Below are 15,698 nucleotides of genomic sequence, written 5' to 3'. Positions count from 1 at the left end.
CCGCTTCCGGTTTGGATCGGGCTTAGCCCAGACGATAGTTGGGGCTTTCGCGCGTGATTTGCACGTCATGGACGTGGCTTTCGCTCAGGCCCGCGCCGGTGATGCGCACGAACTCGCAGCCGCCGCGCATTTCGGCGACGGTGGCGTTGCCGGTATAGCCCATGGCCGCGCGCAGACCGCCGACCAGCTGGTGGATGACCGCCGAGGCAGCACCCTTATAGGCGACCTGACCTTCGATGCCTTCCGGCACCAGCTTGTCGGAGGCCGCATCCTTCTGGAAATAGCGGTCGGCCGAGCCGCGCGCCATTGCTCCGAGGCTGCCCATCCCGCGGTAGGATTTGAAGGTCCGGCCCTGATAGAGGATCAGCTCGCCCGGGCTTTCGTCGGTGCCGGCAATCGCCGAGCCGACCATGGCGCAGGACGCCCCTGCCGCGATGGCCTTGGCGAAATCGCCCGAGAATTTGATACCGCCATCCGCGATGATCGGAACATCGCCCGCACCCGAAACCGCATCCATGATGGCGGTCAACTGCGGCACGCCCACACCCGCGACGATACGCGTGGTGCAGATCGAGCCCGGGCCGATCCCGACCTTGACCGCATCCGCACCCGCATCGATCAGCGCGCTGGTTGCCGCAGCGGTTGCGACGTTGCCGGCCACGACCTGAATGTCGCCTGCGGCTTCCTTGATGCGGCGGACCGCTTTGGCGACGCCCTCGGAATGGCCGTGCGCGGTGTCGATGACCAGAAGATCGACCCCCGCCTCGACCAGAGCCATCGAGCGCTCGAAGCCTTCGTCGCCGACGGTCGAGGCCGCCGCCACACGCAGACGACCCAGATCGTCCTTGCAGGCCAGCGGGTTGAGGACCGACATCTCGGTATCCTTGAGGGTCAGAAGGCCGGTCAGCTTGCCCGCGTTATCGGTCACAAGCAGCTTTTCGATCCGGCGCGCCTTCATCATCTCGATGGCTTGCGCGCGATCGGCGGGCTCGTGCAGGATCGCGAGATTGTCGGTCGTCATCATGACGCTGACCGGCGTGCGGTCGTCGCTGGCGAAACGCATGTCGCGGTTGGTGACGATGCCGACGACGCGGCCATCGGCGTCAACCACCGGAAAGCCCGAAACGCTGTAGCGTTCCTGGAGCGCCTTGGCATCGGCCAGCGTCTGGTCGGCGCGCAGGGTGATCGGGTTGTAGACGATGCCGGATTCGAAACGTTTGACGCGGCGGACTTCGTCGGCCTGCTGGGCCCCCGTCAGGTTGCGGTGGATCACGCCGATCCCGCCGGCCTGTGCCATGGCGATCGCCATGCGGCTTTCCGTAACCGTATCCATCGCCGAGGACAGAAGCGGGATGTTCATGCGGATCTTGCGCGTCACATAGGTCGTCACATCCGCGGTCGACGGCATGACCGAGGAAGCTGCGGGTACGAGCAAAACGTCGTCGAAGGTGAGTGCCTCGCGAATCTGCATGGATATCTCCTGTCAGTGTTCGATTTGGCAGTTTCCACTTTCACGGCTCGGAAGAAATGTCCAGCCCATCATGCAATGGCCGCGTTGGTTTTGGCGGCAAGCCGTCCCGATGCCCAGTCACGCCAGACGAATCCAAGCACCCAAAGCACCACGAGACTGGCGAAAACCGCCATAATCGCCCCCGGAATGCGCCAGATCGGAGTGTTTTGCGCAAGCACCAGCCAAAGCCCCGCCGTGGCCGATAGCGGAAAGGTGAACGCGCCCCACAAGGGCGAGGGCCCCGCCTCGGTCAGCCAGCGCGCGCCCGCAAACATGACCGCCACAGCGAGCAACGCAACCAGCGCGAAAAGGCCTGCAGCAGCCTCCATCCCGAGGCCCGCGGCGACCGTGCCCAGAACCGCGACCGGCGCGAGATGGATCGCCAGAAGCGGCCTGAGCGGTGCGGGGATGCGCTCGCGGCGTGCCTGATCCAGCGAGACCGCCCAGATGAAAAGCGCCATAGCCGCCGCAGGATACCAGATCGCGCGGGCAAGCCCCTCCCAACCGAGCTGGCTTGCCGCCAAAGCCGCAACGATCGGGCCCACGAAATTGAGCTGCCAGACCGGCGTCACCCGCCCCTGCCCCGCTTTGCGCATCATCACGGGGATCAGCACCGACCAGAAAGCAAGATGCAGCGCCATCCCCGCAACCAGAACCGCGCGGGCAAGCGAAGGCGCGAAAGGTCCGATCACCACCGCCAGCATATAGACCGACACCACCGCCGCCCCGCATCCCGCGCGACCGGGCAGGATCGCAAGCTCTTCGGCCAGAACCGCGGGCCGGCGCAGGATCTTGGCGCCATAGGCCGCGTAGCAAAACAGCGCCGCAGCCACCGCCATACCCGCCGCCAATTGCGCCAAGGCGGGCGGCCACCCGAAGACGGAAGCGAGGTTGCGCCAGACACCCACGAGGGCGAGCGCACCCAGAAGCGGCGCGAAAACGGCGGGCGGCATCCGGCGGGCGAAACCCTTGGGGACCTGCTTGATCGGGGGGAAATGCATATCGAACCTTTTCTCGGCGTCACAGCGTTGCGGCAATGACACGAACGTGACGATCATAGTCCCAATACGCTGCGTCATGAATGCGGCATAATTGACCCGTGGACTTCCGTCGAACAGGCTCTAGAGAGAAGCACGTCTTCGACTCTGGGGAGGGAATTATGAAAAAGACATTGACCGCAATGGGCGCATTGATGCTCGGCGCTGCTCCGGCATTGGCCGGCGGGATCGAGCGGGCTCCGCAATCGATCAACATCCTGTTCGAACAGGGCAATTACGGCGAGCTGAGCTTTGGCGGCGCCAATCCCAAAGTCGAGGGCCGCGACATCGCGCCGCCGCAGCTCGGCGGGCCCTACAGCACCGGAGACGTCGCCGGCGGCTACGGCTTCTTCGGCCTCGCCTACAAGCACCAGTTCAACGACAATCTGTCGGGCGCTTTCATTATCGAGCAGCCCTTCGGCGCGGATATCGACTACCGCCTGCCGCAGGACGGCGGCTCGCCGGTTCTGGGCGGCACCAAGGTCGAGGTCAATTCGACGACCTTTACCGGCCTGCTGCGCTATAAATTCGAGAACAACTTTTCGGTTCACGGCGGTCTGCGCGCCTCGCGCGCCGACGGCCATGTCACCTTGCAAGGTGCGGCTTACGACCGGATCGGCAGCTATTACGATCTCGATATCGACGGCGCATGGGGCTTTGGCTGGGTCGCTGGTGCGGCCTACGAGATCCCCGAGATCGCGGGTCGCGTCTCGCTGACCTACAACTCGCCGATCGAGCATGATTTCGACATGACCGAAAACGGTCCGGCCATTCTTGCCGGCACCGGCGGCGCAACCGACACGTTGCGCGGCAAGCACAAGGTCAAAACCCCGCGCAGCTGGACGCTGGAAGGCCAGACCGGCGTTGCAGAGGACACGCTGGTCTTCGGCTCGATCCGTTGGGTGAAATGGTCGGAGTTCAAGGTCGACAACGCGGTCTTCCCGATCCAGCGCCCCGAAGGCACGGTCGAACTGGTCTCGCTCGACGATACCACGACCTATACCCTCGGCGTCGGCCGCAAATTCAACGACACTTGGTCGGGTTCGGCCTCGCTCGTCTATGAGCCCAGCAAAGGCGACGATATCTCGCCGCTCGCCCCCTATAACGGGCGCAAGGGCATCACGCTGGCCGCGATCTACACCCAGGACAAAATCAAGATCACGACCGGCATCAACTATTCGAAACTCGGCGGCTCCAACCTCGGCGTCGGCGTCGAGGACGACAAAACCCGCGTCGGCCATACCGATGACGGCCATATCTGGGGCGTCGGCGTCCGCGTCGGCTATAGCTTCTGATCCGGTTCCGGGCGGGCGCGGTCCCGCCCTCTCCAGCCAAAGAAAAGGCCCCGTCATCGGGGCCTTTTTTTGTTGCGCAAGGTGTGCCGCTTGGTCAGGGCTTGAGGGCCTCGACAAGCGCCATGAAATGGTCGCCGCGTTTGCCGAAGTTCGGATATTGGTCGAAGCTGGCCGCTGCGGGCGCGAGAAGCACCGTATCGCCCGATTGCGCCTCGGCGTTGGCACGGGCGACAGCCGCCTCCATCGTCTCGACGATCTCGTAGGGGGTCTGGCCCAGTTCGAGCGCGAAATCGCGTGCCGAATGGCCGATGAGATAGGCTTTCACCACATTGCCGAGATGCGGCAAAAGCGAGGAAATCCCGCCCTCCTTGCCCATCCCGCCCGCGATCCAGCGGATGTTCTTGAAAGCCAGCAGCGCCTTCTCGGCGGAATCGACATTGGTGGCCTTGCTGTCGTTGACCCAGCGCACGCCATTGATTTCGGCGACGGTCTGGCTGCGGTGCGGCAGGCCCGCGAAACTGTGGAAGGCGGATTCGATCTCGCGCGGAGCAAGCCCCACGGCGCGGCAGGCGGCATAGGCGGCGCAGGCGTTCTGGTGGTTGTGCTCGCCCGGAAGGCCGGTGATGGCGCGCAGATCGAAAGAGGCGACCTGACGGCCCTTGCGGTATTCGGCAAGAAAGCCTTTGCGTGCGAAAACCGACCAGCCGAAACGCTCGAGCTTCGTACCCGAGGATACGCGGATCACGCGGTCGTCCGCCGCACCCTGCGCCATTTGATCGGCGAGATAGCGGCCCTCGACCTCGTCCACGCCGATCACCGCGCGATCGGGACCGCCCTCTGAGAACAGCCGGCGCTTGGCCGCGAAATAGCCGCCCATGCCGTGATGGCGGTCCAGATGGTCGGGCGAGAGATTGGTGAAGACCGCGACATCGGGGGTCAGCGCACGGGCAAGATCGGTCTGGTAGCTCGAGAGCTCGATCACCACCACCTCGCCATCCTCGGCCGGATCGAGCGCGAGCACGCCGGTCCCGATATTACCCCCCATCTGGGTCGGACGGCCGTTTTCCTTGAGGATATGGTGGATGAGCGCGGTGGTCGTCGATTTGCCGTTCGAGCCGGTCACCGCGATCACGCGCGGGAACGTGTCGAACTGGTCCCAGTCGCGCGTCGCGAAGCTGCGGAAAAAGAGCCCGATGTCGTTGTCGACCGGCACGCCCAGCTCGTAAGCCATGGCGATGACCGGATGGGGTTTGGGATAAAGATGCGGGATGCCGGGGCTGGTGATCAGCGCCGAGATCCCCTCCCACGCGCTCTCGCGGGTCAGATCGCGGAGCACGAGGCCCTGCGCCTCGGCCTCGGCGCGGGTATCGGCGCCGTCATCCCAGACGACAACCGAAGCGCCGCCCTCTGCCAGTGCGGCGGCGGTGGCGCGGCCCGAAAGGCCAAGGCCCAAAACGGCGATGGTCTGGTATTGAACGCCCTGAACGGGAATCATCTGCGGCCCCTTTTTATCTGACGCCGGGGGCGCTTCGCCCCCCGGTCCCCCAGAGGATATTTCGACATGGAAGATGTGGGAAGGTGAAGGGGGCCCTTTCGGGCCGCCCGATCAGCGGATCTTGAGGGTCGCGAGGCCGATCAGCGCCAGAATGAGCGCGATGATCCAGAAGCGGATCACGATTTGCGCCTCGCCCCAGCCCTTTTTCTCGAAATGGTGGTGGATCGGGGCCATCAGGAAGACGCGCTTGCCGGTACGCTTGAAGTAAAGGACCTGAATGATGACCGAGAGCGCCTCGACCACGAAGAGGCCGCCGACGATGGCGAGCACGACCTCGTGCTTGGTGACGACCGCGATCGCACCGAGCGCGCCGCCCAGAGCGAGCGAGCCCGTATCGCCCATGAAGACGGCGGCAGGCGGTGCGTTATACCACAAAAAGCCCAGACCACCGCCGATGAGCGCCGCGACGAAGACAGCAAGCTCGCCCGTGCCCGGCACCGGATGCAGGCCGAGGTAATTGGCGAAATTGGCGTTGCCGACCATATAGGAGATGATGGCGAAAGTTGCCGCCGCGATCATCACCGGCATGATCGCCAGACCGTCGAGACCGTCGGTAAGGTTGACCGCATTCGCCGCGCCCACGATCACCACCATCGCGAAGGGAATATAGAAGATCCCGAGGTTGATCAGCGTGTTTTTCAGCAGCGGCAGCGCGAGCTGGTTCGAGAGCGCCTCGGGGTGGAGAAAGCTCGCCGCCGTCGCTGCGGCAGCGGCAATGGCCAGACCGATCAGCATGCGCACGCGGCCCGAGAGGCCGGCATGGTGCTGTTTGGTGACCTTGGCGTAGTCGTCGGCGAAACCGATCAGCGCGAAACCGAGCGTGACCAGCAAAACGATCCAGACATAGCCGTTGTCGAGCCGCGCCCAAAGCAGCGTTCCCACCGTCAGCGCGGCAAGGATCAGCAAGCCGCCCATGGTCGGCGTACCGGCCTTGGCGAAGTGGTTCTGCGGGCCGTCGTCGCGGATCGGCTGGCCCTTTTTCTGCTTGCGGCGCAGAAGGTCGATCAGCGGGCGTCCGAAGATGAAGCCGAAGATCAGCGCCGTGAAGAAAGCCCCGCCCGCCCGGAAGGTGATGTAGCGGAACAGGTTAAAGAAATCGCCGCCATCCGACAGGCTGGCCAACCAGTAAAACATCGCTATCCTCTCTTCTCGGGGCCGCTGCTTTCGCGCGAACGCCGCAGCGCGTCAACCACCGTCGAAACCTTCGACGATTTGGAGCCTTTGACCAGCACGATATCGCCGGTTTCGGTCAGCAGATCGAGCTGTGCGACCAGTCCTGCGGCATCCTCGGCCCAGATCCCGCGCTTGGCTTGGGGCAGAGCCTCGTAGAGGTTGCGCATGAGGGGGCCCGCGAGATGGACCAGATCGACCGATTCCATCGCCGCATCACCGGCCATGGCACGGTGCATCGCGATCTCGTCGGGGCCGAGTTCGAGCATATCGCCCAAGATCGCCACGCGACGGCCGCCACCGAGGCGCGCCAGCGTCGCGAGCCCCGCCGAAAGCGAGGTCGGGTTCGAGTTGAACGCATCGTCGATCAGGCGGATGCCGCCCAGATCTTCGACCGCGCCGCGCCCCTTCGGGGGCAGCCAGGCCTCGAGCGCGCGGGCCGAGGCTTTCACATCGCCCCCCGCCGCCGCGATCGCCGCCAACACGCCGACCGAATTCATCGCGAAATGGGTGCCAGCGCTATGGACGACATAATCGACGACCTGCCCGAGAATGCGCGCCCTCACGCGGGTGTCGCCCTCGACCGGCTCGGCCTTCATCAGCTGGGCCATGCCGAATTCGCCGAAACCGATCAGGATCGCTCCGGCGGCATCGGCGCAATCGCGCAGGATCTGGGTGGTCGAAAGATCCTCGGGGATGACGGCAGTGCCCGCAGGCTCCAGCCCCATGAAGATCGCGCCTTTTTCACGGGCGATCCCCTCGATCGCGCCGAAAGCCTCGAGATGGGCGGCGGCGATGGTGGTGATCATCGCGACATGGGGGCGGGCCAGACGGGCCAGAGGCTCGATCTCGCCGGGGTGGTTCATGCCGATCTCGATGATCGCGAAACCGCTGTCGGCGGGCATGCGCGCCAAGGTCAGCGGCACGCCCCAATGGTTGTTGTAGCTTGCTTCGGCTGCATGGATGCGGCCCTGACCGGCCAGAGCGGCGCGCGCCATATCCTTGGTCGAGGTCTTGCCGACAGAGCCGGTGATCGCGATCACCTTGCCCGCCATCCGCGCGCGCCCCGCACGGCCCAAAGCGACCAGAGCATCAAGCACATCGGGGACCAGAAGCAGCGGCGCATCGGGGGAAAGCCCTTCGGGGATGCGCGACACAAGCGCGGCACCCGCACCCTTTTCCAGCGCTTGCGCCACGAAATCATGCCCGTCGCGCTGATCGGTCAGCGCCACGAAGAGATCGCCCTTCGCGATGGTGCGGGTGTCGATGGAGACGCCGGAGATGCCCGCATCATGCCACAGCCCCTGCGCGCGACCGCCGGTGGCGGCAGCGGCATCGGCCTTCGTCCAGAGTGTCGTCATATCTTGCCGTCCAATGCGGCGACAGCGACCGAGGCCTGCTCGGCGTCGTCAAAGGGGAAAATGTCCTGACCGATGATCTGGCCGGTCTCGTGGCCCTTGCCCGCGATCAACAAAGCGTCGCCCGGCTGGAGCGCATCGACCCCGCGCAGGATCGCCTCGGCACGGTCGCCGACCTCGATCGCATGGGGACCCGCGCCCGCCATGACCTCGGCGCGGATCGATGCCGGATCTTCGGTGCGCGGATTGTCGTCGGTCACGAAGACCACATCGGCAAAATCGCGCGCCGCCTCGCCCATCAACGGGCGTTTGAGGCGGTCGCGGTCGCCGCCCGCCCCGAAGACCACGATGATGCGGCCCATGACATGGGGGCGCAAGGATTGCAGTGCCGAAGACAAGGCGCCGGGTTTGTGCGAGTAATCGACAAAGACCGCCGCACCGTTTTCGCGAAGCGCCGCCAGCTCCATCCGGCCGCGCACGGTCGTGAGCTTGTGGAGCGATTCCACCACCGCGCCGGCATCATCGCCCGAAGCCATCGCCAGACCGGCAGCGGCCAGCACGTTCTCGGCCTGAAAGCCCCCGATCAGCGCGAGGCGCACCATATGGGTCTCGCCCTGGATCGAGAAGCGCAAATCCTGCCCCGTCGCATCATAGCGCTGGTTCAGAATGCGCAATTCGGCGCGCGGATCGCGGCCGACGGTCATGACGTTCAGACCGCGATCGGCGGCGATCTCGGCCATCTGGCGGCCGCGGATGTCGTCGATATTGATGACGGCCTGCTGGCCCTCTTCAAGAATATGATTGAAAAGCAGCGCTTTGGCCGCGAAATAATCGTCGAAGTTCTTGTGGTAATCCAGATGATCCTGGCTGAAATTCGTAAAGGCCCCCGCCATCACGCGCACCCCGTCCAGACGGCGCTGGTCGAGCCCGTGCGAGGAAGCCTCCATCGCGGCATGGGTCACGCCCGCCTCTGCCGCGCCTGCGAGAACGCGGTGGAGGGTGATCGGCTCGGGGGTGGTATGGGCAAGCTTGGCCTCGAAATCGCCCTGAACGCCCATCGTGCCGAGGCTGATCGCCTTGTGGCCGAGGTTCTGCCAGATCTGGCGGGTGAAGGTCGCAACCGAGGTCTTGCCCGAGGTTCCGGTCACCGCAACAAGCTTTTCGGGTTGCGAGCCGAACCAGAGCGCGCTGGCGGCGGCAAGGGCCGCGCGCGGGTCCTCGACCACGATCAGCGCGGCATCGGCGCCGGACAGATCGGCGGCGGCAAGCGCCGCGCCCTCGCGATCGGTCAGGATCGAGCCCGCGCCCTGTTTCAGCGCGGTGCCGATGAAGGAGGCGCCGTGGGTCTCGCTGCCTGGCAAGGCCGCGAACAGATAGCCCGGCTTGACCTGCCGCGAATCGACGGCGAGGCCGCTCACCTCCGGGTCGCGGCCCTTGTCCCCTCTAAGCCCCAGAAGGGACAGCTTTTTCGCCGTATCAGACACGTTTACCCCGTTCGGTCAGTTCGCGACGAGCTTTAGCCCATCGGGAAGACGCGGTTCAATGGTGGGAAGTTTCGATTCCGTCTGCGGACGCAGCCCGACCAGCGGCGCCAGACGGCGGATCAGCTCGGCGGCGACCGGCACGGCGGTCAGACCGGCAACGCGCGACTCCCCGCCCCCCGCCGTGCTGGCCGAAGGCTCGTCCAGCGTCACGACCAGAACATATTGCGGATTGCTGGCCGGAAAGACCGAGGCAAAGGTCGCGACAACCTTGTCCTTGTAATAGCCCCCCGTGGGGCGCGGCTTGTCGGCGGTACCGGTTTTGCCCGCGATTTCGTAGCCCTCGACATCGGTGTTGCGGCCGCTGCCGCGCGTCACGACCTGACGCAGAAGATCGACGGCCGTAGCTGCGGCCTTGGGCGACATGATCTGGTCGCCCTCCTGATGTTTGTGGCCGTGAACCAGCGTCGGGCGCACCCGTTTGCCGCCATTGCCGATCGTGGCATAGGCGCTCGCCAGATGCAGCGGACTTGCCGCGAGGCCATGCCCGAAAGACACCGTCGCCGCCGTCACCGCAGGCCAGCGCTGCGGCACAAGGGGCTTGCCGGTCGGCGCTTCGGTCATCTCGACCGGCGTCGGCTCGAAGAAGCCGAGCTTCTGGAGGAAGTCCTTCTGACGCTCGACGCCCACCATCTGCGCGATGCGCACCGTCCCCACGTTCGAGGATTTCGCGATGATGTCGGCAACCGAAAGCTGGCGGCCGTAATTGTGGAAGTCATGGATCAGGTATTTCCCGATCTTCATCGGCGTCGAGGAGTTGATCATCGTATTGGGATTGAGCAGCTGCAGGTCGATCGCCTGCGCCACCGGAAAGATCTTGAAGGTCGAGCCGAGCTCGTATTGGCCCTGCACCGCGCGGTTGAAAAGCGGGCTGTCCGAGGCATCGCCCGTCAACAGCGGACGCGGGCGGTCGTTGGGATCGAAATCGGGCAGGCTCGCCATGGCGATGATCTCGCCGGATTTGATCTCCATGAAGATCGCCGTCGCGCCTTTGGCGTTCATGACCTTCATGCCGTTGGCGAGGACTTCCTCCATCGCCGCCTGCGCGCTCAGATCGATCGACAGCGCGAGCGGCGCGCCCTCGTTGGCGGGATCGCGGAGCCAGCCGTCAAACGCCTTTTCGACGCCCGCCATGCCTAGAACCTCTGCGCTGTTCACGCCTTCGTTGCCGAAGGTCGAACCGCCGAGGATATGGCTGGCGAGGTTGCCGTTGGGATAAAGGCGCATCTCGCGCGGGCCGAACAGAAGGCCGGGCTCGCCGATGTCGTGGACTGCCTGCATCTGCTCGGGCGAGAGCTTTTTCTTGATCCACAGGAAAGTGCGCTTGCCGGTGAAGTCCTTGTGCAGCCGCTCGGCGTCGAGATCGGGGAAGATCCTGACCAGCTCGCGCGCGGCGCGGTCGGGGTCGATCATCTGCTGCGGATGGGCGTAAAGCGAATGGGTCAGCAGGTTCGTCGCCAGAACCCGCCCCGAGCGGTCGGTAATATCGGCACGCTGCGAAATGATCTGCGCGCCGGTGGTCTGGACGCGCGGCTCGGCCGGCTGGCTCGAGGCAAGCGCCCCCATGCGCAGCCCGACCGTGCCGAAAGCCAGAACGAAAACCGAGGCCAGAACGACCAGACGGCGTTCGGCCCCGCGGCGGGACTGGTCCTGCATTTCGGCATGACGGCGGGCGCGGTTCTCGGCCTCGATATCATCGGGGTTCTCGCCCTTTTCGCGGGCGCGGAGAATGCGGGCCAGAGGCCGGAGCGGGGTGCGGATCATGGCTGGCTCTCCTCGGTCTCGGGCGTGTCGGTGACGACGGGTTCGGCTTTGGGCAGGCCGTAAGCGACCTGGCTGATGTCGACGAATTGGTCCGAGACGATCGGCACCAGCTTGAGCTTGTCGAAGTTCAGGTTGACGAGCTCGCGCAGCCGCTCCGGCCGGTTGAGATAGGACCATTCGGCGCGCAAAATGCCGATATTCTCGCGCAGGCCGCCGATTTCACGCTGGATATCGGCCATGTTGTTGATCGCGGCCTGCGTGCGGTAATTCTCGCGATACGCCCAGAAGGCCAGCCCCATCACCACCAAAGCCGTCGTGAGATACAGCAGCGAGCGCATCATCGTCCTCCGGGAAGCGAGGGCAGGCCGAGCACCGCCGTATCGACATCGCCCGCAGGCGCGCCGGTACGGACCGCGACCCGCAACAGCGCCGAACGCGAACGCGGATTGGCCTCGAGCTCGTCGTCATCGGCGCCGATCGCTCGGCGGAAAGCCATTTTGAACGCGGGCGGTGCCTGCTCGGCCACGGGCGCGTAACGGCTGCCCCCGCCCGCCGAATTCGAACGGTGCTGCATGAAGCGTTTGACGATGCGGTCTTCGAGGGAATGGAAGGTCACGACGGCAAGCTGACCGCTCTCTTTGAGCGCGCGCTCGGCGGCGGCAAGGCCCGCGACCAGCTGGCCGAATTCGTCATTGACCCAGATGCGGATCGCCTGAAACGACCGCGTTGCGGGATGGCTTTGCCCCGGTTTGGGACGCGGCAGGCAGGATTGCACCACCTCTGCCAGCTCGGCCGTGCGCGTCAGCGGGCGCGCGGCGACAATCGCCTTTGCGATGCGGCGCGAGGCACGCTCTTCGCCGTAGTGGTAAAGCACATCGGCGATGGTCTTTTCCTCGGCGGTATTCAGGAGTTCGGCCGCCGTCGGACCCTTGTCGCTCATCCGCATGTCGAGCGGCCCGTCGCGCATGAAGGAAAAGCCGCGCTCGGCCTGATCGAGCTGCATCGAGCTGACGCCCAGATCGAGAACCACCCCGTCGAGCGGCTCGCCGGCAAGGCGGTCGAGATCGGAAAACGTGCCTTCGACCAGCCGCAGCCTGTCGCCGTAAGCACCCGCCCAAGGCTCGGCCATGCAGAAGACCGACGGGTCGCGGTCGATACCCACGACGGTCGCGGCACCGGCCTCGAGCAGTCCGCGCGTATAGCCGCCCGCGCCGAAAGTGCCGTCGGCCCAGACGCCCTCAACAGGTGAAACAGCTCGCAGAAGCGGGGCGAGGAGGACGGGGATATGGGGTTCGGTCGGACTGCTCATGCTGTGCCCTCATTGATGGTTCCGGGGCTGGGCAAAAGCGAAAGCGGATCTGCGCCCGGTGCCAGATTGGGCACCTCGGCTTCGATCTTCTCGAGTTCGGCCTCGTAGGATTCGGGGGTCCAGAGCTTCAGGTGGTCACCCGCCGCCATGAACACGGCGCGGTCCACCAGCCCGACCTTCTCGCGAAGCCGCTGCGGCAGGACCAGTCGCCCGTCATTGTCGATTTCGGCCTCGTCGGACAGGCCGTGCATCACCATTTCGAGGTAGTTTCGATCGGCCGAGCCGCGCGCCATGCGCGAAATGCCGTCGTCGATCTCGTCCATGGCCTCGATGGTGTAAAGGCGCATGTGGTTCCAGTCGCGGGTACCGTAGACGATGACCATATGGGCGCGGTCGCTGCTCTCGGCCCAATCGGGATCGCAGCTTTCAAAGACGCGACGGAATTTGGCAGGGATCGAAACGCGACCTTTCGCGTCGACCTTGACCTCTTCCGACCCTCTGAACCTACGCGCCACCTGTCCGCGTCCCTTCCACTGTCCCTTGTGAGCCTTCCGGTTGGCCCGGAAAAGCAAAGGGCGGATCGGGCTGCTGCCACTGCCCGATCCGCCGCCCTCGTTCCCTTTACGGGCCCCGAAGTTTCGGGGATCGCCCTGCTTTCGCGCCACCTGGGGGAGGTGCTGCTCGCGCGCTGCCGGGTCGTTATCTGGATACGGGTGCCTGTATGAAGCCTGCTAGCTCGCCGTGGGATCTTGATCGTCCCTTGAAGCCCGTTTCCGTGAAGAAAGGGATGCCATGGGATTTCACGGGAAGCAACGGGCAATTTCGGGCGAAAACGGACACAGGCGGAATGCCACCACCGAACACGTCGGGAACATCGGATTAATCGCGCGACTCACCGCACAGGTATCGTATGCCCAAGAGTCAACAACCACTAAATCTGGGGCAGCCGCCCCTGTGGCAAGAAAATCCCATGTTTTCCCGAAAGATGTGGATAACTGCGGAGAGCGGCCGAATCGCCACACCGAAGCGAAAAAGATGTCACGCTCTTTGGCGGTCTTTTCTGCTCCGAATCACATCGGTTCACGCCCGAGTGAGGCTCTCTTGCCCCTGTTTCACCCGATGATTCGGATGCAGGAACCACTCCCATGTAATCCCAAAAGCGGTTCCCGTAAATTCCCAGCGCAGCCTTGGCGTGAAATCTTCACGCAAAACTCGCCCGATCGCACCGGTTCGCGCGACATCCCGAGAAGGATTTTCACAACCGGGTCGCCCGTGAGAGCGCAAAACGGGCCCTCTCGGGCCCGCTCGCAATCGGGATGCGCGGCATCAAACTTGCCGGATCCAGCCGCCGTCAGGCCATGCCGCCGCCGATCAGACGGTCGGCCAGACGGGCATAGGCCTCGGAAACAGCGCCCTCGCCCGCAGCGATCGGACGACCCGCATCGCCGGCGAGACGAACCTCTAGCTCCAGCGGGATCTCGCCAAGGAAGGGCAGATTGTGCTTCATCGCCTCGAGCGCGACGCCGCCGTGACCGAAGAGATGCGCCTCATGGCCGCAATTGGGGCAGATATAAGCAGACATGTTCTCGATCAGGCCCAGAACGGGGGTCTTGAGCTTTTCGAACATGTCGATGGCGCGGCGGGCGTCGATCAGCGCGATATCCTGCGGTGTCGAGACGATGATCGCGCCGGTGACATGCGCCTTTTGCGTCAGGCTGAGCTGCACGTCGCCGGTTCCGGGCGGCAGATCGACGAGCAAAACATCGAGCTCGCCCCAATTCACCTGCGTGAGCATCTGCTGGATCGCGCCCATCAGCATCGGCCCGCGCCAGACCACCGCCTCGCCGTCCTTCATCATCAGCCCGAGCGACATCATGGTCACGCCATGGGCGCGCAGGGGCTCGATTGTCTGGCCGTCGCTCGAGGGGCGGTCGGTCACACCCAGCATGCGCGGCTGCGAAGGGCCGTAAATATCGGCATCAAGAACCCCGACCTTGCGGCCCTTGCGCGCCAGCGCGACCGCGAGATTCGAGGTCACGGTCGATTTGCCGACGCCGCCCTTGCCCGAGCCGATCGCGAGGATGCGTTTGACGCCCTTCACTTCGGCGGGGCCGGCCTGCGGGGTCGGATGGCGACCGATCTTGAGATTGGGCGGCGCGCCGCCCCCGGCACCTGCATCGCCCGAAGAGCGCATGACCGGCGGCGCGGCCTGACCGCGCGGCGCAGCGGGCGCCGTCATGACGATCTGGACCTTTTCGACGCCCTCGAGTGCACCAAGCAGCCGCTTTGCCTCGGCTTCGGCATGGGACAGGGCCTGCGCCACCGCCGCATCGGCAACCTCGATGACGAATCGAACCGTATCGCCTTCCGTGCTCAGGGCGCGCACCATATCGCGCGATACCAGTGTTCCACCGCCCGGCACTGCGATTCGGTCAAGTTCGTTCAGGACAGCCTCGCGTGAGATCGCCATTTTGCACCCCGCTTCTCATAAGATGCCGCAGAATGACAATTTGCCGCATCGACGGCAAGGACCCTAGCACAGGGTACGGCTAAAGCATTGCGACCCAGCGTCACAGCATAGCTCGAGGGGAAAAATCCTCTCTTCAGCCTGTGGATAGTTTCGTTTTCACGCCACTATTCAGACAGTAAGATGACAGTATGTCAGTTTGAGTTATGCTCTTGCTGCATAGCAGCATCGCACCTTCTGGGCATTGTGCAGATGCAGAAATTACCCCATGTTGGCACTAACAGAGCGACGGACAATCCGGTCCCGAGCAGATGATGAAAAGCGAAACGACAATGGCACTTCTTGATCTCAACCATGGCACGGCCCGCAGCAATGCTGCATCCAACGGTCGCATCCCGGCACTGCTCGGCAGCTTGAACAGCTTCTTTGCACGTCGCGCGCTCTATCGCCAGACGGTCAAGGAACTGAACGGCCTTTCGGATCGCGACCTCGCCGATCTGGGCATCAACCGCCTGGAAATCACCTCGATCGCAACGGCTGCGGTCAACGGCAAAGCATAAGAATTCGGACAGCCCGACCCTCTCCTCCTCCCTGGGTCCGGCTTTAGGCGACATCCTCCTCCTCCTCCCTGAGGATGTCGCCACCCTATCGCGCAAACCCCTCCTCCTCCCTGGGGTTTCGTGTTGAAGGCG

Annotated in this window: 13 protein-coding genes; 2 read left to right on the top strand and 11 right to left on the bottom strand. The window is 64.5% G+C overall.

What is annotated here, in order from left to right; genetic code table 11:
- Positions 1-22 precede the first annotated feature (22 nt).
- Both guaB and ACFFUC_RS18775 read right to left on the bottom strand, forming a co-directional pair.
- Entirely contained in the window at positions 23-1,471 is a 1,449-nt protein-coding gene (gene guaB, locus ACFFUC_RS18780; RefSeq protein ID WP_377688454.1) for an IMP dehydrogenase, read from the bottom strand.
- A 68-nt stretch (positions 1,472-1,539) separates the two neighbouring features.
- A complete protein-coding gene (locus ACFFUC_RS18775; RefSeq protein ID WP_377688453.1) occupies positions 1,540-2,511 on the bottom strand; it encodes a TDT family transporter in 972 nt (323 codons plus the stop codon).
- Positions 2,512-2,669: 158 nt separating this feature from the next.
- Between ACFFUC_RS18775 and ACFFUC_RS18770 the strand changes: the two genes are divergently transcribed.
- A complete protein-coding gene (locus ACFFUC_RS18770) occupies positions 2,670-3,842 on the top strand; it encodes an OmpP1/FadL family transporter (protein WP_377688452.1) in 1,173 nt (390 codons plus the stop codon).
- A 94-nt stretch (positions 3,843-3,936) separates the two neighbouring features.
- Here the strand turns inward: ACFFUC_RS18770 and murD are convergent, their stop codons facing one another.
- From murD to ACFFUC_RS18725, 9 genes are all read right to left on the bottom strand, one after another.
- Entirely contained in the window at positions 3,937-5,337 is a 1,401-nt protein-coding gene (murD, locus tag ACFFUC_RS18765) for a UDP-N-acetylmuramoyl-L-alanine--D-glutamate ligase (protein ID WP_377688451.1), read from the bottom strand.
- Positions 5,338-5,448: 111 nt separating this feature from the next.
- On the bottom strand, positions 5,449-6,531 hold the full coding sequence (mraY, locus tag ACFFUC_RS18760; RefSeq protein ID WP_377688450.1) for a phospho-N-acetylmuramoyl-pentapeptide-transferase: 1,083 nt from the start codon (positions 6,529-6,531) through the stop codon (positions 5,449-5,451).
- 2 nt (positions 6,532-6,533) lie between these two features.
- Positions 6,534-7,928, bottom strand: a complete 1,395-nt coding sequence (locus tag ACFFUC_RS18755; protein WP_377688449.1) for a UDP-N-acetylmuramoyl-tripeptide--D-alanyl-D-alanine ligase — start codon at positions 7,926-7,928, stop codon at positions 6,534-6,536.
- Complete coding sequence (locus ACFFUC_RS18750) at positions 7,925-9,409, bottom strand: UDP-N-acetylmuramoyl-L-alanyl-D-glutamate--2,6-diaminopimelate ligase (RefSeq protein WP_377688448.1); 1,485 nt, start codon at positions 9,407-9,409, stop codon at positions 7,925-7,927. Before ACFFUC_RS18750 ends, ACFFUC_RS18755 begins: the two co-directional genes overlap by 4 nt.
- Positions 9,410-9,424: 15 nt before the next feature.
- Positions 9,425-11,230, bottom strand: coding sequence for a peptidoglycan D,D-transpeptidase FtsI family protein (locus ACFFUC_RS18745; protein ID WP_377688447.1), 1,806 nt, complete (start codon positions 11,228-11,230; stop codon positions 9,425-9,427).
- Complete coding sequence (ftsL, locus tag ACFFUC_RS18740) at positions 11,227-11,568, bottom strand: cell division protein FtsL (protein ID WP_377688446.1); 342 nt, start codon at positions 11,566-11,568, stop codon at positions 11,227-11,229. The genes ACFFUC_RS18745 and ftsL overlap by 4 nt, the downstream gene beginning before the upstream one ends.
- A complete protein-coding gene (gene rsmH, locus ACFFUC_RS18735; RefSeq protein WP_377688445.1) occupies positions 11,568-12,539 on the bottom strand; it encodes a 16S rRNA (cytosine(1402)-N(4))-methyltransferase RsmH in 972 nt (323 codons plus the stop codon). Before rsmH ends, ftsL begins: the two co-directional genes overlap by 1 nt.
- Entirely contained in the window at positions 12,536-13,054 is a 519-nt protein-coding gene (gene mraZ, locus ACFFUC_RS18730; RefSeq protein ID WP_377688444.1) for a division/cell wall cluster transcriptional repressor MraZ, read from the bottom strand. Before mraZ ends, rsmH begins: the two co-directional genes overlap by 4 nt.
- Before the next feature lie 836 nt (positions 13,055-13,890).
- Positions 13,891-15,009, bottom strand: coding sequence for an Mrp/NBP35 family ATP-binding protein (locus ACFFUC_RS18725; RefSeq protein WP_377688443.1), 1,119 nt, complete (start codon positions 15,007-15,009; stop codon positions 13,891-13,893).
- A gap of 329 nt (positions 15,010-15,338) precedes the next feature.
- On the opposite strand from ACFFUC_RS18725, the gene ACFFUC_RS18720 reads away from it, so the two are divergent.
- Positions 15,339-15,566 carry a DUF1127 domain-containing protein gene (locus ACFFUC_RS18720; RefSeq protein ID WP_377688442.1) on the top strand — a complete coding sequence of 76 codons (228 nt, stop codon included), beginning with the start codon at positions 15,339-15,341 and terminating at the stop codon, positions 15,564-15,566.
- The last annotated feature ends 132 nt before the right edge of the window (positions 15,567-15,698 follow it).

It is taken from the genome of Paracoccus cavernae (assembly GCF_042430175.1).
Classification (GTDB): domain Bacteria; phylum Pseudomonadota; class Alphaproteobacteria; order Rhodobacterales; family Rhodobacteraceae; genus Paracoccus; species Paracoccus cavernae.
The sequence above is the reverse complement of the archived record's forward strand: the minus strand, read 5'-3'. Positions and strand labels throughout refer to the sequence as shown.